The following is a 21,536-nucleotide window of genomic DNA, read 5'->3' as shown; positions in this document are numbered from 1 at the left end:
GTGCGGGCCCGTGGGGTGCCGGTCTTCGACGTCGTCGCCTTGGCGGCACCGCTTGCGGTGGTCGCGCGGCGCGCGGGGGTTTTGGGTGCAGGCATGGGAGGCTCCTTCGCGCTTGCAGTTGACACATGCCGAGTAGTCACCTGAGGCACCCCGCCGCGTGAGGAGGGTTGCCGACCGGTCAGTCAGGGCTTGTCACCGGTACTCGTTACTCATCCAAAAATCTAGCACCAGGCCCCCTTGGGGACTGCGACGCGATCCTTCATCTTCTGTCATGAAACGTCGCGCCCGCCGCTCCTTCCGCGAGACGCCACTTGAGCACAGTCCGGAGCCCTCACACTGTGCTCAAGTGGCGTCTCGCGGCACCGGGGCAACGGATCAGTCCTGCTCGTGCAATGCCTCTGCGAGGAGCCGGGCGGCCTCGGGGAACCGCTCGGGCCCCGGTCCAGCGAAGTTCAGCCGCAGATATGCCCCCGAGGGCTCTGCCGGGAACCAGCCAGCACCGTCCGCCACGAGGACACCACGAGCCGCGGCATCGCGGACCAGGCGGGGAACGTCGGTGCCTTCGGGAAGCTGCGCCCAGAGGTTCAACCCGCCGCGGGGCACCTGCTCCACGAAGACCTCCGGCAAGTGCTCGGCCAGCGAGGACCGCAAGAGATCCCGGCGTTCACCCAGCTGCCGCTGCACGGCGCTCAGGTGCCTGAGGAAACCGGGCTGGGTGACGACGTCGAGCGCCGCGGCCTGCAGCAGCCCGCTCACGTACATGGTCTCCGCGGTCCGGTCGGCGAGGATGCGCTGGAGCGCGGGGCCGCGGGCGATGACGGCGGCCACCCGGACGGCAGGAGAGACGCTCTTGGTCAGCGAGCGGATGTAGACCACATGCCCGTCGTCGTCCTCCGCCGCGACCGGGCGCGGGCGCGTCTCGATGCCGAAGTCGTGCGCCCAGTCGTCCTCGATGAGGAAGGCGCCGTGCTCACGGACGACGTCGAGCACCGCTTGCCGTCGCATGGCGTCCCATTGAGCGCCGGTCGGGTTGGCGTAGTTGGGCTGGGCGTAGAAGGCGCGCGCTCCGCTTTCCCGGAAGGCGCGGTCCAGGTCCTCCGGATCCGGGCCGTCCGGTCCGCTGGCGATGGGGACGAGGCGGACCCCGGTCTGCGCTGCGGCGAGGATGGCTCCCCAGTAGCTGGGGGACTCCATGATGACGGGCCTTCCGTGCCCCACCAGGGCACGGAAGAGCGAGCTCAGTGCGCTCTGGCTGCCTGGCAGGACGAGGACATCCCGGGCCGACGGCGGCGTCAGCCCGGGCGCCGTCACCGAGGCCAGTTCCCCCGCGAACCAGGCACGGAGTTCCGGGAGTCCTTCGGCGGGTGCCGGGGTCAGGGCGGCCTCGGTGCGGGCTGCGCGGCTGAGCGCTCCACGGATCAGGCGTTCGGGAAGAAGCTCGACGGCGGGATAGCCGCTGTGCAGGCCGATCACCTCAGGGGCGGGATGGTTCATGGGAGCCGGTGGCGCGGGAAGCTGGGCCTGCGGTGAGCTCAGAGCGCTCGTCTGCCAGCCGTACTCACGGGGCCTCGCCGTGGCGAGCCTGCGGGCGAAGGTCCCGACGCCGGGACGGCTCTCCACCAGTCCCTGTGCGCTCAGCTTCCGGAGTGCCTTCTGAACGGTGACGGGGCTCGCCGCGAAGCGTGCGACGAGTTCCCGGGTGGAGGGGAGCTGCGCACCGTCCGGGGCGGTGGCCAGCCAGCTTCTGAGCGATGAGACGATCTGCTCAGTGCTATCGTTGTTCATGAGAGTACATAGTAGCGCTACTGATGAAATGCCCCAGGTGCTATCCACGGTTTCCAACGTGGCCGCGGCCCCTGGGACGGTGCGCGGAACGGGGCGTCCAGGAGCTCCCTTGGGCGATCGCCGCGGGACGGCCGCCGGACTCTGGTGGGGCCTGCTCGGCGTCGCCGCCTTCTCCCTCACCATGCCGTTCACGCGTGTGGCGGTGGCCGGGCTCCCGCCGCTCTTCGTCGGCGCCGGCCGGGCGGCCGTCGCAGGATGCGTGGCGCTCGTGGTGCTCCTGCTGACCCGCCAGCCATGGCCCACGCGTCGCCAATGGGTGAGGCTCGCGGTCGTGGCACTCGGGGTGGTGGTGGGCTTCCCCTTCCTGACCTCGTATGCCATGCAGTGGGCGCCGGCGAGTCACGGAGCCGTGGTCACCGCATTCCTGCCGGCCGCCACCGCCGTACTCGCCGTACTGAGAGTGCGGGAGAGGCCCAGGCCGCGCTTCTGGGTGTTCTCCGGGGCAGGGGCCGTGGCCGCCCTGGTGTTCGCCGCTCTGCAGAACGGAGGGCTGGGCGGATTGCATGTGGCGGACTGGCTGCTGCTGGGGGCCGTGCTTCTCGCAGCGGTCGGCTACGCGGAGGGCGGGGTGCTCTCCCGTGAGCTGGGTTCCTGGCAGACGGTCTCCTGGGCCCTGGTGCTGTCGCTTCCGGTGATGCTGGTGCTCAGCGGCGCATCGGCCCTCACTCAACCCTTCACGCCCGGGCCGGCGCAGTGGGCCGCCTTCGCGTATCTGGCCCTGATCAGCATGTACCTGGGATTCTTCGCCTGGTATCGCGGACTGGCGATCGGACCCATGGCCAGGGTGAGTCAGGTGCAGCTGGTGCAACCGGTGATGACGATCGCCTGGTCGGCCCTGATTCTCGGGGAGTCCGTGGGGTGGAGCACCGTGATGGGAGGGGTGGCCGTCATCCTCTGTGCCGCGTTCGCAGTCCGGAGCCGCCGCTGAGTGTGGTCTTGTTGAGCGTGGTTCTGCTGAGCCTGATTCTGTGAGAGAAGGGGTCGGGCGCTGTGCGCCCGGCCCCTTCCTTCCTTCGCTCCTGAGTCGGGACCTGGCGGATCCGTCTCCCAATGCCTGAAAGTGTCGGTGGTTCTGGAGAACCTCCGGTACTTGTCAAGCATGTCAAATGTACTACATTTCCTGTCGATGGTCACGTCACGTTCCGCGGGTTCCCGCTGTCAGCGCTGGCGGCATCAGACAGCATTCCGCCGTCTTTGTCCAATCCCACTGTAAATGTCCGACATTTAACGTTACGGTTTTCCTCGTTCGATTGATGTTCCCCCACGTCATATACAGATTTCTTGCTCGGGGGCAGAACGTCCTCGCGAACCCTTCCCCGTCGCCGAGCTAGGGATCCTTCCGTGCCGTCATGCCGTTCTCGTCCGTCCCCTGCGCTGCGCGGCGTCATCCGACGCTGCCTCGCGGTCGCCCTGAGCCTTCTGCTGCTCGGTGCCGCCGGGCTGCCCTCGCAGGCCAGCGCCGTCGTCGGTCCGCAGCAGACTGCGGAGGCCGATGACGCCCTGCCGACGTCGCCCTTCGACGCCTCGCAGCTCTGCGATCCGGGGACCTATTTCTCGCTCGCCTCGGACGGGACCATCGGCCGGTCCACGGTGCGCAACAAGGTCCCGGACGGTGGCTTCACCCGGGTCGGCAGCTTCCCCATCAACCCGGACTATGCCAACGGAGTGCCGGCCCTGGGCGATCAGCAAGGTCCCGCCAACGGACTGGCTCTCTCTCCGAACGGGGTGTTCTACGGCCTCCAGCCACGGGCCCACCAGACTCGTGACGCCAGAACCGTCTGGTACGCCGACCTTTTCCGTTTCGACGCCTCCTCGGGTGCCGCTCGCAAGGTCTTCAGCGGCTTCGAAATCGATCGAGGAGCCCAGGATTCAGCCGGCTGGAAGCAGTACCGCACCATTGCCGGGGCAGTGGACCCGCACCGCCAGGAGTTCGTCTTCGGCAATGTCCGCGACAGCGGTTCGGGAACCTGGGTGCTGGACCTCTTCCGCTACAAGGACGGGGCTCCGCCCTACCTGGGCGCCTCCATCCGCATCCCCGGCGTCGGGACATCCGTCAACGGTGACATCGCCTTCGACTCCCTGGGCAACCTCTTCTTCATCCAGGGCGATGCCCGCAGCGGGACCACCCGGATCGTCACAGTGACCGCGGACCGTCTGCAGGCGGCGCAGGGGAAGCGGATCGACCCGGACATGGTCTCGTCCGCGATCCCGTCCGCCGGGGCCGGGCTGCACAACGGCATCGCCTTCGACAGTGACTCCACTCTGATCATCCAATGGAACCCATCCGGCTCCCGGAACTCCTACAACCTGAGCCTCGATTCGAACACGCTTCAGCCGATCTCACCGGCACGGCAGACCAATATGGTGGAGGGCACCGACCTCGCCTCCTGCCAGACCCCGTCCACCCTGACGCTGAAGAAGGTCGTGCTCGGACGAGAGCAGCCCGACGATCAGTTCACCCTCGCCATCAAGGCAGCCGAACAGCCGGAGCTGGTGCTCGGATCGGCCACGACATCGGGTCGGTCCGACGGGCTGCAGCGCGAGTCGGCCGGGCCGGTGCCCGCGATGGCCGGTAAGTCCTATCTGCTGTCCGAGGGCGGCGTGCGCGCCGGAAGTCTGGCCGACTATGACAGCAGCTATCAGTGCCTCAAAGAGGACGACGGAAAGGTTCTCGCCTCCGGTCTGGGCACCGGCTTCACCTTGAGGGGCTTCCCGGCCTCCAGTACGTCTCTAGGCATCAATGTGGTGTGCACCTTCACGAACTCCCCGAAGCCCCAGCCGGAGCTGGTGGTCTCCAAAACAGTGGACCCTGCTTCCGGAACCGTCCTGAACCCGGGGCAGAGGGCCGGGTACACGCTGACCTTCGACAACCGCAAGGGCACGGCCGCTGTCGATGTCGAGTACACCGATCTTCTCGACGACGTCCTCGATGACGCCGATCTCGTTGAAGGGTCGATCGTGGTGGAGCCGACGCTGACGGCGGTACTGAAGGGAAGCCACCTGATCATCGGAGGTGAAGTGCCGTCCGGGAAGTCGCTCACGGTGCGTTATGCCGTCACGGTCAAACCCAGTGGCTCGGGAGGTGACGGGGTGCTGCGGAACCTGCTGGTGAAGGGACCGCCGGAGACCATCCGCCCGCCGGACTGCGATGACCCGGACACCAATTGCACCGATAATCCCGTGTCCGATGCGCGCTGGACCCTGCATAAGGAATCCGATCCGGCCAGTGGGTCGTCCGTCTCGCCAGGGACGGTCATCCGGTACTCCGTCACGGCCCGCGCCACCGAGGGGACGGTGCCGGACGCGGTGCTCGACGACGACCTGAGCGACGTGCTGCACGCTGCCACCTTCGTGCCGGGCTCGGCTCAGCTCGCAACGGGATCCTCCGCGCCGCGGCAACTGCCCGACCCGGAGGACGGGAAGCTCCGGACCCCGGCCTTCGAACTCAGTCCGGAGCGCGACGTCGTCCTCAGCTATCGCGTGAAGGTGAACGATGGGGTCTGGGGCGCGACCCTGCGAAACCTCGTCAGTGGTACGGGTTCCACGCCGCCGGAGAACTGCGTGCCGGGTGCGTCTCGGCCCGAATGTTCCACGGAACATCACACGCCTCTGCGAATGCTGATCCAGAAGCTGGGTGACGGGCCGGAGGGAGCGGCGCCGCTCGACGGTGCGGCCTTCGAAATCCGTGCGGATGCCGCAGGTGCTCCCGGTGCGGCCGTAGACCCGGGGCCCGTGGCGGTCTCCGGTGAGGTGGGTCTTTTCGAGGCCACCGGCCTGGCCGCCGGGACGTACTGGCTGGTGGAGACCAAGGCGCCGGAAGGTCACACCCTCCTGGCCGAGCCGGTCCGCTTCACGCTTTCGGCCAAGGGCGTCAGCCTGGACGGTCCGGGGTCATCGGCCAGGGTGAGTGCCGAAGGCATCACGATCAGCGTGACCGATCTGAAGTCCTGGGAGCTTCCCGCGGCCGGCGGTGAGGGAAGCGCGCTCCTGCAGGCGGCCGGTCTTGCCCTGCTCGGGCTCAGCATTCTGTCCCTGCTGCTCTGGCGGCACAGCGTTTCGCGTCGGCACGGCTGAGAGCCCTGCTGACGAGGCCGAACGCACCCGCATGCCTCGTCCGGGGCGTGCGCACCCCGAAATAGAAGGAGATTCATGTCACTCGCCATGAGAGGGCGCGCTGTGCGTGCCGCGATCGCGACCGCGGTGGGAGCGGCGCTGTTCGCGCTGAGTGTCGCCCCGGCGCAGGCCGCGCCGCTGGTCGATCTCGACCCCGGGGCCACCTCGACCCTGACGATTCACAAGTTCGAGCAGCCGGAGGAGTTCGGGGAGGCCGCTGACGGTCTGCCCCGGGACACCGCCGGCCTGAAGCCGATGCCGGGCGTCGGTTTCACCGTTCAGAAGGTCCAGGGGATCGACCTGACCACCAACGCCGGCTGGGCGGAGGCGGCGGCGCTGAGCGCCGACGAGGCCAAGAGCCGTACCGAGAAACCCGGCCGGACGCTGACCACAGGCACCGACGGCGTCGCCGTCTTCAGCGGTCTTCCGCTGGGTCTTTACCTTGTGAGCGAAAGCAGCGCGCCTGCCGGGGTGACGCCGTCCAAGCCGTTCCTCGTCACACTGCCCCTCACCCATCCGACGGATCGTGACCACTGGCTCTACGATGTGCACGTCTACCCGAAGAACGCCGTGATCACGGCCGAGAAGTCGGTGAAGGACTCCCCGGGCGTCAAGCTGGGCGATGAGGTCGAATTCACCATCCGCGCCGATATTCCGAGGGTCAAGGAGCTGGACGGCTACAAGATCGTCGACCCGCTGGACACCCGCCTCGATCACGTCTCCACCGCAATCCGGCTCAGCAACGGTGCCGCCATCGCGGAGGGCCAGGACTACACGGTCTCCTTCGACAAGAGCAGTAACACCGTCACCGTGGAGTTCACCGAGGCTGGGCGCAAAATCCTGGTGGACAATGCCACCGCCGCCCGAGTGGAGGTGGTCATCAAGACCGCGGCCAACTCCACCGGTGAGATCGAGAACGAGGCGATCGTCTACCCGAACCGCCCCAGCTTCGACCACAAGCCGGGTGAGCCCGGCGGCCCGATCGTCCCGCCTGCGGTGGAGACCAAATGGGGGCGGATCGTTCTGGAGAAGGCCGACGCCGGTGACGCCGGGAAGCGCCTGGCTGGTGCCGCGTTCCAGGTCTTCGTCTCCGAGGCGGACGCCCGCGCGCAGCGTGACGCGGTCGAGATCAATGGTGTCTCCGAATGGACCACTGCTGAGAACGGGCGAGTGGACATCGCAGGACTGAGGTGCTCCAACTTCGCCGACGGCGAGGAACTGCAGCCGGGCGACCCCCGGTGGCGTTCGTACTGGCTCGTGGAGACCAAATCCCCGGATGGCTATGAGCTGCTGGCCGAGCCGGTGAAGGTGGACGTGACCGGCGATGATCCCGCCAAGGTCACCATCAGTGTCAAGAACGTCCCGCACAACGCAGGTTTCGAACTGCCGCTCACCGGTGGCGTCGGAACCGGGCTGCTCTACGTGGGTGGCGCGCTGCTGCTGGCCGGTGCCTGCGTGGCCGTGGCGGTGCGCAAGCGCCGGGCGGATGCCGGGCGCTGACCCGGGACGAGCGGCAGACCCGATGCCAGGGCGCAGGGGAGGCGGTGGGCGACGGCCGACAGGGCCGATCGCCATCTTCCTCTGCGCCCTCCTGGGACTCGGACTGCTCCTTTATCCGAGTGCCGCGGAGTGGTTCTCCACCATCGGGCACAATACGCAGATCTCCGGCTATGCCCAGGCGGTCCGGCAGCTGCCGGACGCCCGTCAGAAGGAGCTTCTGGCGAACGCCCGGGCGTACAACAGCGCCCTACCCGGCGGGCAGCTCCGGGATCCGTACTCCCCGGCGGCTGCGCAGGATCAGTCCGGCTACCAGCGGCAGCTGGCGGTGGGCGACGGCGGCGTGATGGGCCGGCTCCGTTATGAACGGCTCGGCATCGATCTGCCGATTCTCCACGGGACCTCGGCGGACACCCTGGCGCACGGCGTGGGGCACCTGTTCGGCAGCAGCCTTCCGGTGGGCGGTGTCCGGACGCACAGCGTTTTGACCGCACACTCGGGCTATATCAATGCTCCGCTCTTCGACCGGCTGCATGAGGCGCGCGAAGGGGATGTCTTCACCCTGAACGTGCTCGGGTCTCTCCTGCGCTATCGGGTGGACCGGATCCGCACGGTGGAGCCGCGCGATATCAGCGCGCTGTCCGTCGAAGACGGAGAGGACCGGGTCACGCTCCTGACCTGCACCCCGATAGGGGTCAATTCGCACCGCCTGTTGGTTCAGGCGACTCGGATCGATCCGGGCAAGGATGTGGCTCCTTCCGAAGTGCGGATGGCGGGGGAGGGCAAGGAACCGGGCTTCCCCTGGTGGGCAGCCCTTTTCCTCGCGGGCGCCGCGGGAGCCGCCGCACTGTTGTTCCCGGGGTTTCCGCGGGCCATCAGGACGAGCCTCGGGGTGGTGGGGGCACGTCTCCGAGCCCGGACGCGCTGAGTGTGGACGCGTCGTGCTCCCGCCCGGCCACGGCCTCGGCGAATGCCAGTACCGTGGCGGAGAAGTCCAGCACGTCACTCGCCTGCCGCTGTGCATGCCCGCCCGTCTCCTCCCGGTACAGCCAGGCCTGGCCGCCACGGCTCCGGTACAGCTCGGTGAACTCCTGCGCCGCGTCGTTGTCGACCCGTTCGTCCCGCCCCATGACGCAGCAGAGCAGGGCAGGGGAGCGGTCGAGCCGGGAGGAACGGCGGAGCAGATGCAGAGGCGAGGTGGCGGCGCGAAGCCCCGGGGAGCACTCGCCGTCGGCGCCGAACTCGTGGAGCCATTGCCGGCCGAGGCCGTGCCGTTCCAGATCCACGGTGTCCAGCAGTGGTGCCACGGCGATCACGCCGCCGAAGGCCGAGGGTTGCAGGAGGGTGGCAGCGGTGACGACGAATCCGCCGTGCGAAGCCCCAACCGCCACGGTCCGGGCCGGGGTGGTCCAGCCAGCCGCCACAAGGAAGCGCGCCACCGCGAGGAGATCCCGTACGGTGCGTTCCTTGTGACGGCCCCGTCCGGCCTCGTGCCAGGCAGGTCCGAGTTCCCCGCCCCCTCGCACTTGAGCCGCGACGTAGACGCCCCCGCTCTCCAGCCAGGCCGGAACGCTCGGCTCCGGCTCGATCCGGTGCCGTACTCCGAAGCCTCCGTAGCAGCTCAGCAGGAGCGGGGCCGGCCGTCGCGGCCGGCCCTCGTGGGTCAGCCCGGCCTTGCGGACGGAGAGCAGCAGCGGGATCGCGGCGCCGTCGTCCGACGGCGCCAGGAGTCTCAAGTGCGCGACGCCGGACTCTTCCGGCGTGCGGAGAGCCGTCTCCGGGGGATCTGCCAACGGAAGGCAGGCGACCGCCGAGGGGCGTCCGGGGGATGCGGTCCTGATCCAGAGCGTTCCTCCGGGCTGGTCTCCCGGGGGTCCGTCATCCGCTGAGTCCGCGCTGACGGACAACTCCCGGAGCTGCTCCGACGCCCCCAGCCGCAGCAGCGGTCCGCCGTTCAGTTCCACTGACGTGGCGTCGTCGTACTCCACGGCCCGGACGGTGCCCGCCAGGGTGTTCAGCAGCGCCGCCTCGCGCCCGCTGGGGGCATTGTCCGTCGAAGCGCCACCGGTCTCCGGATTCTTCGAACGGGCGTCGGCCAGGAGCGTCCAGGAGGTGCCGTCATGAACCCAGCTCTGGCCCGGCGTGCCGGGAGTCCGGGACCGCAGCAGCAGTGTGCCCCGTTCGGAAGAGAGGACGAGTCGCAGGCCTGCTGTTTCGCCGTGCAAGCCCTCCGGGAAGGGGAGAATGTGGGGCGAGGTCTTCGGTATCTCCGCGTCCGGCGTCTCTCCATCCAGTGTCCAGCCCACGATCCTCTGGTCTCCGGGGCGGCCGTCCAGGACCCAGAGGTTGAGCCCATGGCCGACTCCGGGTCCGACTCCGGGGCCGGCCCCGGGTCCGGTCCACACCGGTTCCGCGTGCCACGAGTGGGCACCCGGGAGGAGCCCGGGCGGTGTGTCCGGTGCCAGGAGCCAGACCTCGGCGAGTTCGCTTCCAGGGTCGCTGAACAGGGCGGCCACCCGGTCCCCGCGGGGTGAGAGCGCGAAACCCTGGACCATGACATTCCGCGGACTGGGCAGCGGCCTGCCTGGCGAAGGCTCCGATGCACCGCCGTTCCGGATGTCCCAGGCCCTCCGGAGCGCCGAGACCGGGGCCGCGTGGAGCGCCGGGAACTCGTCTCCCTGACCTCGCCAGAGGAACACCGCGAGTCCGCCCGCGATCTGCGGAAGTCCCTGGCGCGGTGTGGTGTCCCAGTGGTGGAGGAGCTCCCTGAAACGCTCCTGCGCTGTCCCGGAACCGGGAAGGCCGGAACCTGGGATGGCACTCTGCCCGCTCACCGCCCCACCGTATCCCCGGGCACCGCTGAGGCGGTGGAGAGCCAGCCCAGATGACCGCCGTCGTGCAATGGCCCCTCGGTGTGCACCGTGCGCAGCGGAGCACCGGGCAGGGAGGTGTCGATGAGGTGCAACTCCCCATGCCCGCCCCGGGTCACGGCCACGAGCTCGGATGACGGGGAGGCTGCGATGGCCCGCCGGTCCGCGTCGTCCCAGGGCTCGTGGCCCGGCCGGGGTGCGTGGTCCATGGCCGGAAGTTCCCAGTCGCCGCGTACGGCGAGGGTGTCCGTTTCGAGAATGCTCAGCCGGTCGCCGTCCGGATGCACCCGTGCGACCGCGACTCCGCCGGCCGTCAGTGCGAAACGGAAGATGAGTCCCTCGCCCAGAGGGGCTGTCCGGGTGACACCTGTTTCGAGCTCGTGAACCCAGAGAGTGTTGCTCCAGGACGGCCAGGCGCGCGGTTCGTCGCCTCCTGCCCGCAGCACGGCGACCAGGATCCGTCGCCGGGGGTCGAAGCGGAGGAAGTAGGCGCGGCCCGGTGCCTGCCAGGGGAGTGGAGGGAGGGTCCGGGGGAGCGGGCTCCGGACATCGAGACGTTCCAGGCCCCGGCCTGTCGCCACGAAGAGCGTTCCGCTGAGTGGGTCGTAGGCGTCGCCATGCCCGTCGTCGGGAAACTCCTCCAGGAGCTCTCCTCGCAGGGGTGCGCAATGCACGCCCTGGTCCAGGACCGCTTGCAGGGACAGGGACTCGATCGCGCCGGGTTCGCGGTGCCGGACGACGGCGCGCAGGGACTCCGGGGTTCCGGCGATCACGACACCCGGCTCGCCGGGGCGCGTGCGGACCCGGCGGGAGAGCGGCCCGCCGGGCGCTTCCCGGTCGACCACGGTGAGCAGGTCGCTCCAGGGCTCCCAGGAGAGGCCCAGGCCGGTGGTGACGGCGAGGAAGCGGCCGCTGGGATCGCAGGCGAGGTGTTCGCCGGGGATGGCCACGGGGATCCTCTGCACCTCCGCCCGTCCATGGCCGGCGTGCTCGCGGAACGGATCGACCACGATGAGTGAACCGCCGCCGTCGTCCACGAAGGCGCACAGCCCGCCGCCGAGCCCCAGGATGCCCGCGTGTTCCGCGAGGACCACCTGGTCCAGTCCGGCCACGGCCTTTCCGGAGTGTGGTTCCAGGAAGCGGATGGTGCCGGCTTTCTGGTCGGCGACGACGAGCAGCTCTTGTGTCATGGCGGATCTTTCCTTAATTTTGAGAATGATTCTCATTAAAGATAGCCTGTCGATGTTGCCACACGGCAGCGCTCACCCACACCGAAAGGAGACCAGCCATGGAGAACACCAAGGTCCTGGTTGATGTCGAAGAGACCGAACAGCTCGCCCACCTCTCGGCGACCCACTCGAACGCCCTGGTCGAGAACCCCTTCGACTGAGCCGTGACCGGGGGCGGGCCAGCCGGCAGCCCGCCCCCGGGAGGCCACGGCCGCCGGCTCAGAGTGAACCATTGCAGGGGAAGAGGGAACATGCCCACGAGCCAGACGATCGATGCCTTCGAGGTCCTGGGGCGCACGACGGTCCGTGCCGGGGACGGGAGCTTCCTGCGCCTGGCAGGCCAGGGCGATGACACCCCTGAGCCGGACCCCATGCTGAACGCCCGCATCCTCGCCGAACTGGAAACACGCCGCCTCAGCCGCACCACACCCCTGGACGGGCGTGCGGACCTCGGCATCGTGGCCTCCGAGACGCTGCTCCGCGGCGTGCAGAGCCTGACACGGGACATCACCCTGCGGCTGCACCACCTGGGCCTCGGCTCCCTCGACGACGAACGAGCCCTTCCGAAACTGATCGTGCACCTCTCCGCCGACGTCGGCGACCGCTCACGTCTCGACCACCTTCCACGCGCGGGCACTGCGGTGCTGCGCTGCTACCGGGAGGGCGAGATCCTCTACATCGACCCGCTCCGTCTCGACGCCACGGACCCTCCCGCGCACCAGGTGCTCCGCCGCAGACTGGCCGCCTCACCCGCCGCCACGGAACTGGAAGCCTGGCTGTCCCGGCAGGACATCGAAGACGATCCCCTCGGCGATCTTCCCCCGGCCGCCGTCGCCCTGTTCCTGGCCCGTCTGCTCACCACGATCACCGCGTGGCAGCACGGCACCGCCGTCCTGGAAACCCTGCGACGCACACTCTGGCGTCTCGACACCGCCACCCTGCTGGCCAGTGAGCACCCCGTGCTCGCTTATCCCGAACCAGCCCCGTACCCGGGGCGGCGACGATGAATGGAAGCGCTGATCATCACCGGCGCCCGGCTTCCCAGCGGGAGGTGACCGTCACCCTCGACGATGGGTGCCGGCTCGCCGCGGACTACTTTCCCGCGGGTGAAGCCGGCAGCGAAGCACGAAAGGAGGGTTCCCCTGGAACCGTCCTCATTCGGACCCCCTATGGCAAAGCCGACTACGGTCCGCAGGCGGAGTCCTGGAACCGCGCCGGATTCGACGTCGTGGTGCAGGACGTCCGTGGCCGTTACGGTTCGTCCGGGGACTGGATTCCTTACGCCACCGAGGGTGACGACGGCACCGCCACAGTCCAGGACCTGGAAGCACGGGGGCTGTTGCACGGCCCGCTCCTGCTGGCCGGAGCGTCCTACGATGCGCACTGCGCCTTAGAGACGGCACGGGTTTTGGAGACTGTACGGGCTTTGGAAACGCCCGAGGGCTCGCCACCGGGCTTGGCCCGTCCGACCGCGGTCGTCGCCATGGTGCCGGCCCTCGGACTCTTCGAGACCGCCTACGATCCCCAGGGCAATCCGCGGTTCAGGGACCGGATCGGCTGGTGGCATCAGCACGGTTTCGGTCGCGAATCGGGCCCGGGCCTCAGCGGCCCGGAACTGGATGGCCTGGTTGCTCGGGCGGGGCAGGATGGGCCGCTCGGTCTCATGGACGACGCCGTCCACGGGCCAGGCGTCCACGGACCGGGTGCCGCCGCCGCGTGGCATCGGCTCTGGGAGGCTCCGCCCCTCGATCTCCACGCCCGCTACGGCCACCTCGGGACACCCCTGCTGGTGATCGGAGGCCGCAAGGACTTCTTCGCCGAGGAGACCATCAGGCTGGCGGACGCCTGGGCCCAGGGCCGGACGGAACTGCTCTGGGGTCCGTGGGGACACCGCCTTGCCAAGGACCTGGGGCCGCAGGAGGCCCGGGCACTCAGGGACCAAGGCGGGCTGCTGGGCTGCATCCGGGACTGGGCGCGGACACTCCCGGATGTGCCCATGACCCGGGAATTCACGGAGACCCGGCCCGGGCACTTCGCCTGGCGCAGGACCGAGCGGGCCCGGCTTCGTCACGAACCGGAATCACACGCCTCGCAAGCCTCCCTCGACACCCCACACGAGAGCAGAACCTCATGAGCATCACCGCACAGCCGGACGGAACACTGCCCCTGCACGCCCTGGTGGACGAGCAGACCGGGATCATCCGGCGGGTGCGTTCCGTCCTGACACCCGAGGACGCGCCGCCCGCCTACACGTCCATGACGGCCGAGGTGTCGGATGCCCGGTGGCTGGGCGACTGGCCCGCCGACAGGGTCTCCCTGGGCACCACCTTCGGTGACGAACGGCAGGCCTGGATCGCCGCCGTCGCGGAAGGCATGGAGCGCTACTGCGGGAATTTCATCCCGGCCGGGCTCGACGACGGTGACCACTTCCTCGGGACCGCGGCCGAACTCCGCTCCCGCGGACTGCGCCACGCGCCGCTGGACACGCTGCCCCGATTCGCCGCCTGGCAGACGGACCGTGCGGGCTTTCCCTACCGGAACCTCGACGACGACGTCCCCACCCTCTGGGTGCGCTGCACCACGGGGTCCCCCGGCACGCCGGGCCCTGGCGGAGTTCCAGGTCCCGAAGCCGAAGAGCACTGGCTGCCGGCCAGCCTGGTCTATCTGAACTGGCGGCAGCGGCGCTTCCGCGAGCTGCCGCGGATCCACCATCTCAACTATGCCGGCATCGCCACAGGGCAAGGCTTCCAGGACGCCGCAGACCGGGCCGTCCTGGAGACGGTGGAGCGGGACGCCTTGGAACTCTGGTGGCATCTGGGCGGGCCCGTGCGCGGGGTGCGACCCGAGTCGGTACCCGGCCTGGTCCAGGACATGGCCGGCTGCCGTCTGGAGTACTGGGTGGTGGAGATGCCCAGCGAGTTCGCCCCATGCCTGGCCGCCCTGGTCCACGACCCCGACACCGGACTGTACGCCGCCGGGTTCGCCTGCAAGAACGATCCCGCCGAGGCGGCCCGCAAGGCCGTACTCGAAGCGGTTCACACCTGGATCTACACCCAGGGATGCCAGGACGCCGACGGCTGGGTCTTCCAGGCGGTCGAAGCAGGGCTGATGGCCAAAGGCCTGTACCTGGACCACCGCGCGGACCGTGCCTATCTGGACGATGCGGGTGAGCACTGCTCCGCGGTGCGCGATCTCGGCGCCCACGTGCAGTTGTGGCTCGACCCCCGCCTGCACGGGATGGCTGCCCGGTTCATGGAACCGGAACGAGGGCTGGTGGATGTCGCCGAGCTGAACACGGTACCGATGCCGGAGGTCCGGCGCCGCCTGGCCGCTGCCGGACACACCGTCCACCTCCGTGACCTGACCACCTCCGACGTCGCCGCGACCGGATTGCGGGTGGTGCGCGCCGTCGTCGGCGGTCTGGTGCCCAACGCGCCGGCGGCGTTCGCCTACCTGGGCTGCCCGCGCTTCGCCGACGCGGCGCTCGCGAGGGGCTGGCGCACGACGGCGCCGCACGGCCCTGACGATTTCACTCTCGTCCCGCCACCGCACATGTAGTCATGGAGACGAATCCCGCGGAGCACTTCGCGCGTGCTTTCTCACTCGAGGTTCCAGGGCCGGTGGAACATCCCGGCCCGCGGGGGAACCGATGGCCCGGCCCGCCGCAGTCCCCATTGCCCGGGCCGACGGCGTTCCCCGTGCTGTCGATGATCCGGACCCTGTTCTGGAGTTCCGGCTTCCACCCGGACCCTCTGAGCGGCCGGCCGGGAAGCGTGCGTCGTCGGGCCGTGCCCTCGGCGGGCGGCTGCTATCCGGTGCAGGTGCACACCCTGTGCGGGACCGGTTGCGATGTCCCGCCGGGCCTCTACGCGTTCGACGCCGAACGTGGGGTTCTGGTGTCCCGGAACCGGAGTTCTTGGCCAGTGAGTGCCGCAGCCGGGCCCGGTGCCGTCATCGGACTCAGCGTGCTGCCGCAGCGCACCGCCGCGAAATACCACCACCGTGCCCTGCCCCTGCTGGTCGCAGACACCGCCTATGCGGTGGCCGCCCTCGCCCATCACGCCGCCTGGCACGGCATCGGCACGGCATGGCTTCAAGACGATCCCGCGTCGTTGGCCGCCGCGTTCGCGCTGCCTGATTACGGCTGCTGGCCGGAGCTGTGGCCTGGCACCGGCCCCGAGCTCGTGCTTGCCGCCCTCTCGCTCGGGGGTCTGTTGCCGGACCCGGTCCCGTCTTCTCCTGCGAGGATTTCCGAGGCCGGGCCCAGCGCGGTCCCGGAGCGGAGCCCGCGCCTGGTGGCCGGAGTCCGCGACTGGGCGGGCCGGTACCGGCCGGGGCCGACGGTGCGGCCGCACCGAGGGATTCCCGGCTGCGATCCTGCGACCCTGAGCTCACGGAGAAGCCTGGCACTGACAGGGATTCCCGGCGTCGTGGACTCGGGCTCGGAGCCGTCCGCCGCTGTCCGGACAGTCCGGGAGTCGCTGGCCGCCGCGCGGTTGAGTGTGCCGTTCGGCACCCCGGACGGTTGCCGAAGCGTGCTGCTGGACTGGGCCGATCCGGCGGACGCGGCGACGCTCAAGGACCCGCGTCTCGCGATCCGCTGCGCGGGACAGGGCTGGCTCGGAACGCTGGACGGGCTCGTGCTCTTCGAATCCGGCGGCCCGCCGGGGCCTCGCGAGATGTGGTGGGCGGCGTCCCTGGCCGCCCATGTGCTCTACGGTGCTCTCCGCCTTGGGGCCACAGGGGAGAGCCTCGGGCCCCCTTCGCTGGAGTTCCGGCCGGTGGGCGGCTGGACCGGCGAAGAGCAGGGTCGCTGGACCGTGCACGGCCTCGGTTTTCGCACGGGACCGCCGCGAGCCGGACGGCAGGGGAACACGGAAGAGACGGAAGGATCCGGCCATGCTGGTTGATAAGAGGTTGCTCGCCCTGAGCCTGGGGCACCGGGGCAGATTGGCCGCCGTGACCACGGTGCTGTGCCTGGGGACCATGACCCATTGGGCTCAGGCTTGGTTCCTGGCCCAGGCCTTGGCCGGGCTCACGGTTCCGATCCGCGAGGATGCCATCACCACCCATCCAGCGGTGCTCCCGCTGGCGGCGGTACTGCTCTGCGGAGTGATCCGGCTGGGGGTGACACAGCTGCACAGCCGGCTGGCAACCTCGCTCGGGGCGGCGGTCCGGAGGGACCTCCGCCGGGATCTCGCGGACCGTCTCCTGATGCCCGCTCGGCTCCATGACACCTCTGAGCGGAGCGGTGCGCGACGTCTGGCGCTCACCGAAGGGGTCGACGGCGTCGACCTGTACCTGGGGCAGTACATCCCGCACGCCATCCAACTGCAGATCCTCTGCCCTCTGCTCCTGCTGGGCCTGGCCTTCCTCAACCCTTGGCTGGCGGCGGCTCTGGCCCTGGCGGTCCTGGTGGCGGTGGGGGCTCCCCGGCTCTGGGGCCGGCTGCTGGCCCGGCGCGGCCGTCAGCACTGGGACAGCTACGAAGCCCTCAGCGCCGACTTCCTGGAGGCGCTGCAGAACATGAGGGCGTTGAAGATCCTGCATGCCGTCCCCCGGGTCCGTGCCCGGCTGGAGGACCGGTCGGACCAGTTGCACCGTGCCACGGTCGCGACCATGCGGGTGTCGCTCGCGGACACGGCGCTCACCGATTTCGGCATCCAGGCGGGTCTGCTCGCCGCGGCCGCTTTGGCGTCGCTCAGTGCTCTCGGTCTGGGCCCGACGGCGGGGGTCGCCGGAGCCGCCGTTGTCTACTTCACGCTGCTGCTCTCCTCGGAGGTCTTCCGTCCTGTCCGCGATCTGGCCCGCCAATGGCATGCGGGGTACCTTGGGCTCTCGGCTCTCAGCAGCATTGATGCGGCGAGCGGAGCCGACGCCGCGAGTGGAGGACGTTCGCCGGCGGGCGGCGCCGAGGCGTCCGAAACAGCGCCTGACCGCCCGGTCTCTGAGCGTCTGGTTCCCAGCCGCCTGGTTTTGGACGAGCTGTCTTTCCGCTACTCCTCGGACGCCCCCTGGGTGCTTCGCGGTGCGTGTGCCGAGATCCACCGGGGCGGCATCATGGCCCTGGCCGGGGCCTCCGGAGTCGGCAAGAGCACCCTCTTCGACCTCCTGCTGGGATTCCTGCCGGTTCAGGACGGGCGGATCCTGCTGGACGGTCGCCCGCTGCTCCGAGCCGAACTCGGAGTCGTCTCCCAGCGCAGCTACCTTTTTCCAGGCAGTATCCGTGAAAATCTCCTGACCGTGGCCCCCGAGGCCCCGGAGGAGCAACTGCTCCGGGCCCTGCGTCAGGCCGGCCTGGGAGAGGAACTCCGGGCATGGCCCGACGGCCTGGACACCGTGCTCTCCGAGGCCGGAGGGTCCGTCTCGGGAGGCCAGCTTCAGCGGCTCGCCCTGGCCAGGGCGCTCCTGGCGGACCGGCCCGTGCTGCTGCTGGACGAACCGACCTCGGCTCTCAACCCGGCTCTGGCCCAGGAGGTCCTGGACGGGCTGCAGGAGTATGCGCGGGACCGGATCGTGCTCATGATCGCTCACCGTCCCGAGGCTCTTGCCGCGGCCGGAACGGTCCTCCAGTTGGAAGACGGTGCACTCCACGTGACCGGCACCCGCCCGGCAGACCAGGAAGGAGCGCTTCGATGAGCGCCGTACCCCTCGACCGGCGGGACGGGAACACCTCCCGCTCGGACCGGCCTCTGTCGGCCCTGGTGAGTCATCTCTCCGGCGAGTGGCCCGGCATGGCGTGGACCGCCGTCGTCGGGCTTCTGAACAATCTGGCCCTCGTGACCCTCGCGGTGACCGGATCCTCCGTGGTGGCGCTCGCCGTCGTACGCCATGAGGTGGCGGCGGCCGGCTGGTGGGTGACGGGGGTCGTGGCGGTGCTGTTGCGCACGGTGCTGACCTGGCACGAGATGGACGTCTCGCACAGCATCGCCTACCGCATCCTGGCGTCGCTGCGCATGGCCCTGTTCGACGGGTTCAGCCGCGGCGTCCCCTCCCGGAAGCGGGGACAGCACACCGGGAAACTCGCCGCCACCGCCATGGGGGACGTCGAGAAGCTTGAGTTCTTCTACGCGCACACCGTGGCGCAGCTCGCCGGGACGGTCGTGCTGCTCGGAACGGGCGTGGGTCTTCTTCTGGCGACCGTGCCCGCCGTGGCGCTGGCGCTGCTGGCGGGAAGCCTCGCGCTCTTCGGCGTGACCCTTCTGGGATTCAGACGCGGAACCGCTCTGGGGACCGCTGTGCAGGACGCTCGTGCGGAGTTCTCGGCGCTCGTGGTGGATCTGCTGGCCGGCACCCGGGAGATTCTCGGTTTCGGTCTGCAGGATCAGGTCCAGCGGCAACTGGCCGGGCGCGCCGCCGTCGTGGACGCCATGCAGAGCCGCCTGGCTTCCACGATGGCGCTCTCCGGTTCGCTGAGAGAACTGTGCGTACTGGGTACGGTGGTGGCGGTGTTCCTGGCCGCTGTGACGCGAGGCCTGGAGCCGGTCTGGGTGCCCGGTCTGGTGGCGGGTGCACTGACTCTTCTGGCGCCCGTTGCGGAGGCCGCCGCGACCCTGAGCCAGCTGCAGCCGCACCGTGCCAGCGCCCGCCGTGTTCTGGAGGGCATCCGTCTCGCCCCGGAGGAGCCCGCTTCACTGGACCCGGTGGATTTCGCTCCCGACGGGCCGTTGGGTCTCAGGGTGGAGGACCTTGAATTCCGGCACGACGCCGGTTCTGCCGGGCTCGGTCCCTACTCGCTGGCCGTGCGGCCGGGGGAAGTGGTGGGGATCAGGGGCCGCTCGGGAGCGGGGAAGACCACCCTGGCCCGCTTGATCCTGCGGCTCTGGGCACCGGACTCCGGGACGGTCTCCCTGGAGGGGTGTGACGGCTCGCGCGCGGACATCCGCGCCTTGGACGAGGCGAGCTTTCGCCGCATGGTGACCCTCGTGGAACAGGACGCCCCGGCGTTCCACGGTTCCGTTCTGGAGAACATGAGGCTGGCCGTTCCGGAGGCGACCGCGGAAGACGTCGAAGCGATGCTGATCCGGGTGGGCTTGCCCCTTGAAGGCGCGCGCTGGGTTTCCGGGGTGGAGACGGTGCTCGGCGAGCACGGCACGAGTCTCTCCGGTGGCGAGCGGGCTCGTTTCTGCCTCGCCCGGGCGCTGCTGTTGAAGCCCAGGCTTCTGGTTCTCGACGAGACCACGGCGAGTCTGGACGGCCCCTCCGAAGAGGCGCTGCTCGACGTCGTCCGCGGCCTCGCGGGGGACACCACCGTCCTCGTGGTGTCGCACCGTGAGAGCACTCTCGCCGTCTGCGAACGGACGGTGACGCTGTCATAGAGGGGTGGCGGCGACCTCACGGGCAAGTTGGCATCTTGTGTTCCGGCCGCAGCTTCTCGTAGCTCGAAAGTCCACCGAGTGCAGCGGAGAGTTCGAAGACGAGGGCTGCGACCATCGATGGTCCGCGCTCGCGAATCGCGAGCTGCCGGATAACTTGCACGAGTGGCGATGTCGACGCAAGCTCTAAGTCACGACTCGCCCGCCAACGGCTCATTGTCTGATAGCTCGCGGTCCTTTCAGGTAGCGAGGTCGCCTCACGGGTCTCGAGCTACATTACGGGTCAGTCAGTCGTCGCCGACGGTGGATTTTCTGTGCACCGAGCGCTGTTCACCTACGGTCAACATTCTCGACCACATTCTTCGTCGACTTGATGCTGCCTGGGGCGCAGCGTGTGGGTCGTGCCAGGGCCGGGAGCCCTGTTCCGGCCATGTGTAGTCATCGAGTGTTTCATGGGGTCCGAAGGCGGTTTCGAGTTCGTCGAGGATCTTTTCTCTCATGAGTTCTTTGGCCATCGCGTAGTCCGCCGCCTCGGACTCTAGAAGTAGTGGTTCGCTGGTGGACGTTTCGGGTACTGCAAAGAAGATTTTCATGGTCCTCTGAAAAGTTCGCTGCCTGCGGGTCGGCGTCAGTGTGGCTACTGCAGGCAATGAGCGTCTAGTGGGCGAGACGTAGAGTGCGTCCTACCCGGTTGCGGGGCGGGACGCACTCTCGCTGCAAACTTGCATGGTCAGGGTGCCGTGGTCCCGGCAGTGATACGGGCCGCTTCTTCTTCGGCTTCTTGCAGTTCAGCCGGGCTCAGGGTGTCCTTGTTGTCTTCCTGCTCCTCGCAACCGGTGATGAGCCAGCCTCCAGTGCCCAGGCGAGCACTTTCATCCCCGGTAATCGAACCGCCGTTGCCCGAGGTGAAGTCCAGGGACATCCAGAAACCCCGGCGCAAACGGGTTGCCCGCGTGCCGATGTAGATGGAGTAGCCCTGGCGGTGCCCTTGCGACCCCACCGTGTAGGTGACGGTCCGGCTCTTGTCGCCGTAGCGGTACCCGAAGCTCGGGTTAGTAACCACCCACTTGCTCCACGGCCCGACCGTGATGTAGGACGCACTGATCAGCTCATTCTTAATGACGGTCTTGTCCGCCCAGTTTCTCCGGGATGAGTACTCCCACGGCGGAGCAAGCGTGCTGCCCTCAACGTGCAGGAACTGCGTCCACGTGAAGACGGTTCCTGCCGGAATCGGTTCGCTCCCCGTGTTCGTGATGCGGAAGCCTGCCGCTTCACGGAACCACGACTCGTCGCCGCAGACCGCTTCAACCTGCAAATTCCACGGCGACGTCACGGGCGACGCGGCGGCAGCCGGCGCCGACACAGACACCGCGACGACCGGCACGGACCATGCGCCGGCTTTCAGCGCCGATCGCCTCCCCAGGCCTTCTCCCTGAATCAAGTTCTTCCGATTTCCACTGGACACGAAAGTCCCCCTCTTTGCGTCGTGGGCTACCCCCGTGGCAGCTCCGTCGTCTCCTAAAGTTCAACGAAAATCAAATATTGATCATCGGTCAAATAATGCTAACATGAGATTCAGCTACCGCTTGAAGCCATGAGGATTCGGTAGTGAGTGAGCGCTCGGAATCGAATGTCACGGATTCGGATTCGGGCACTGGCTGGGTCTC

At 68.9% G+C, this 21,536-nt stretch carries 16 protein-coding genes and 1 riboswitch; of the genes, 11 read left to right on the top strand and 5 right to left on the bottom strand.

Annotated features, from left to right (window positions below):
- Positions 1 to 103: 103 nt before the first annotated feature.
- Positions 104 to 210: riboswitch (SAM riboswitch) on the bottom strand.
- A gap of 165 nt (positions 211 to 375) precedes the next feature.
- Positions 376 to 1,785: a PLP-dependent aminotransferase family protein gene (locus ACIPXZ_RS05650; protein ID WP_400591219.1), complete on the bottom strand. Its 1,410-nt coding sequence runs from the start codon at positions 1,783 to 1,785 to the stop codon at positions 376 to 378.
- Between the two features lie 109 nt (positions 1,786 to 1,894).
- Here ACIPXZ_RS05650 and ACIPXZ_RS05645 point away from each other — a divergent pair, with 109 nt between their 5' ends.
- The 4 genes from ACIPXZ_RS05645 (at position 1,895) to ACIPXZ_RS05630 (ending at position 8,383) form a co-directional block, all read left to right on the top strand.
- A complete protein-coding gene (locus ACIPXZ_RS05645; protein ID WP_400591217.1) occupies positions 1,895 to 2,773 on the top strand; it encodes a DMT family transporter in 879 nt (292 codons plus the stop codon).
- Between the two features lie 413 nt (positions 2,774 to 3,186).
- Positions 3,187 to 5,919: a prealbumin-like fold domain-containing protein gene (locus ACIPXZ_RS05640; RefSeq protein ID WP_400591216.1), complete on the top strand. Its 2,733-nt coding sequence runs from the start codon at positions 3,187 to 3,189 to the stop codon at positions 5,917 to 5,919.
- Between the two features lie 75 nt (positions 5,920 to 5,994).
- Positions 5,995 to 7,458, top strand: a complete 1,464-nt coding sequence (locus tag ACIPXZ_RS05635; protein WP_400591214.1) for a SpaH/EbpB family LPXTG-anchored major pilin — start codon at positions 5,995 to 5,997, stop codon at positions 7,456 to 7,458.
- Between the two features lie 22 nt (positions 7,459 to 7,480).
- Positions 7,481 to 8,383, top strand: a complete 903-nt coding sequence (locus ACIPXZ_RS05630; protein ID WP_400591212.1) for a class C sortase — start codon at positions 7,481 to 7,483, stop codon at positions 8,381 to 8,383.
- Here ACIPXZ_RS05630 and ACIPXZ_RS05625 read toward each other — a convergent pair.
- Positions 8,331 to 10,289: a prolyl oligopeptidase family serine peptidase gene (locus ACIPXZ_RS05625; protein WP_400591210.1), complete on the bottom strand. Its 1,959-nt coding sequence runs from the start codon at positions 10,287 to 10,289 to the stop codon at positions 8,331 to 8,333. The two genes, ACIPXZ_RS05630 and ACIPXZ_RS05625, sit on opposite strands and share 53 nt — an antisense overlap.
- A complete protein-coding gene (locus tag ACIPXZ_RS05620; protein ID WP_400591208.1) occupies positions 10,286 to 11,515 on the bottom strand; it encodes a hypothetical protein in 1,230 nt (409 codons plus the stop codon). Before ACIPXZ_RS05620 ends, ACIPXZ_RS05625 begins: the two co-directional genes overlap by 4 nt.
- Positions 11,516 to 11,613: 98 nt before the next feature.
- Between ACIPXZ_RS05620 and amiA the strand changes: the two genes are divergently transcribed.
- From amiA to ACIPXZ_RS05585, 7 genes are all read left to right on the top strand, one after another.
- Positions 11,614 to 11,715 (top strand): streptamidine family RiPP, encoded by a 102-nt coding sequence (amiA, locus tag ACIPXZ_RS05615; protein WP_243874664.1) that lies wholly within the window; start codon positions 11,614 to 11,616, stop codon positions 11,713 to 11,715.
- Positions 11,716 to 11,805: 90 nt separating this feature from the next.
- Entirely contained in the window at positions 11,806 to 12,561 is a 756-nt protein-coding gene (locus ACIPXZ_RS05610; RefSeq protein WP_400591206.1) for a hypothetical protein, read from the top strand.
- Between the two features lie 44 nt (positions 12,562 to 12,605).
- Positions 12,606 to 13,688, top strand: a complete 1,083-nt coding sequence (locus ACIPXZ_RS05605; protein ID WP_400591204.1) for a CocE/NonD family hydrolase — start codon at positions 12,606 to 12,608, stop codon at positions 13,686 to 13,688.
- Complete coding sequence (locus ACIPXZ_RS05600) at positions 13,685 to 15,112, top strand: YcaO-like family protein (RefSeq protein ID WP_400591202.1); 1,428 nt, start codon at positions 13,685 to 13,687, stop codon at positions 15,110 to 15,112. The genes ACIPXZ_RS05605 and ACIPXZ_RS05600 overlap by 4 nt, the downstream gene beginning before the upstream one ends.
- A gap of 140 nt (positions 15,113 to 15,252) precedes the next feature.
- Entirely contained in the window at positions 15,253 to 16,464 is a 1,212-nt protein-coding gene (locus tag ACIPXZ_RS05595) for a hypothetical protein (protein ID WP_400591200.1), read from the top strand.
- The gene (locus ACIPXZ_RS05590; RefSeq protein ID WP_400591198.1) at positions 16,454 to 18,193 is read left to right on the top strand and encodes an ATP-binding cassette domain-containing protein; all 1,740 of its coding nucleotides are present in this window, start codon (positions 16,454 to 16,456) and stop codon (positions 18,191 to 18,193) included. Before ACIPXZ_RS05595 ends, ACIPXZ_RS05590 begins: the two co-directional genes overlap by 11 nt.
- Positions 18,190 to 19,872 (top strand): ATP-binding cassette domain-containing protein, encoded by a 1,683-nt coding sequence (locus ACIPXZ_RS05585; RefSeq protein ID WP_400591196.1) that lies wholly within the window; start codon positions 18,190 to 18,192, stop codon positions 19,870 to 19,872. The genes ACIPXZ_RS05590 and ACIPXZ_RS05585 overlap by 4 nt, the downstream gene beginning before the upstream one ends.
- Before the next feature lie 284 nt (positions 19,873 to 20,156).
- On the opposite strand, the gene ACIPXZ_RS05580 is transcribed toward ACIPXZ_RS05585, so the two are convergent.
- Both ACIPXZ_RS05580 and ACIPXZ_RS05575 read right to left on the bottom strand, forming a co-directional pair.
- Complete coding sequence (locus ACIPXZ_RS05580; RefSeq protein WP_400591194.1) at positions 20,157 to 20,462, bottom strand: hypothetical protein; 306 nt, start codon at positions 20,460 to 20,462, stop codon at positions 20,157 to 20,159.
- Between the two features lie 137 nt (positions 20,463 to 20,599).
- Positions 20,600 to 21,334: a hypothetical protein gene (locus tag ACIPXZ_RS05575; protein ID WP_400591192.1), complete on the bottom strand. Its 735-nt coding sequence runs from the start codon at positions 21,332 to 21,334 to the stop codon at positions 20,600 to 20,602.
- Between the last annotated feature and the right edge of the window lie 202 nt (positions 21,335 to 21,536).

Source organism: Arthrobacter sp. NPDC090010, from assembly GCF_044748305.1.
Taxonomy (GTDB): Bacteria; Actinomycetota; Actinomycetes; order Actinomycetales; family Micrococcaceae; genus Arthrobacter_E.
This window is presented reverse-complemented; position numbering and strand designations above follow the sequence as displayed.

Bases quoted from the DNA above. Each gene is read 5' to 3' on its own strand.
- ACIPXZ_RS05650 (WP_400591219.1), bottom strand. From the start codon at position 1,785: ATGAACAACGATAGCACTGAGCAGATCGTCTCATCGCTCAGAAGCTGG.
- ACIPXZ_RS05635 (WP_400591214.1), top strand. From the start codon at position 5,995: ATGTCACTCGCCATGAGAGGGCGCGCTGTGCGTGCCGCGATCGCGACC.
- ACIPXZ_RS05630 (WP_400591212.1), top strand. From the start codon at position 7,481: ATGCCAGGGCGCAGGGGAGGCGGTGGGCGACGGCCGACAGGGCCGATC.
- ACIPXZ_RS05620 (WP_400591208.1), bottom strand. From the start codon at position 11,515: ATGACACAAGAGCTGCTCGTCGTCGCCGACCAGAAAGCCGGCACCATC.
- amiA (WP_243874664.1), top strand. From the start codon at position 11,614: ATGGAGAACACCAAGGTCCTGGTTGATGTCGAAGAGACCGAACAGCTC.
- ACIPXZ_RS05610 (WP_400591206.1), top strand. From the start codon at position 11,806: ATGCCCACGAGCCAGACGATCGATGCCTTCGAGGTCCTGGGGCGCACG.
- ACIPXZ_RS05600 (WP_400591202.1), top strand. From the start codon at position 13,685: ATGAGCATCACCGCACAGCCGGACGGAACACTGCCCCTGCACGCCCTG.
- ACIPXZ_RS05590 (WP_400591198.1), top strand. From the start codon at position 16,454: ATGCTGGTTGATAAGAGGTTGCTCGCCCTGAGCCTGGGGCACCGGGGC.
- ACIPXZ_RS05585 (WP_400591196.1), top strand. From the start codon at position 18,190: ATGAGCGCCGTACCCCTCGACCGGCGGGACGGGAACACCTCCCGCTCG.
- ACIPXZ_RS05580 (WP_400591194.1), bottom strand. From the start codon at position 20,462: ATGAAAATCTTCTTTGCAGTACCCGAAACGTCCACCAGCGAACCACTA.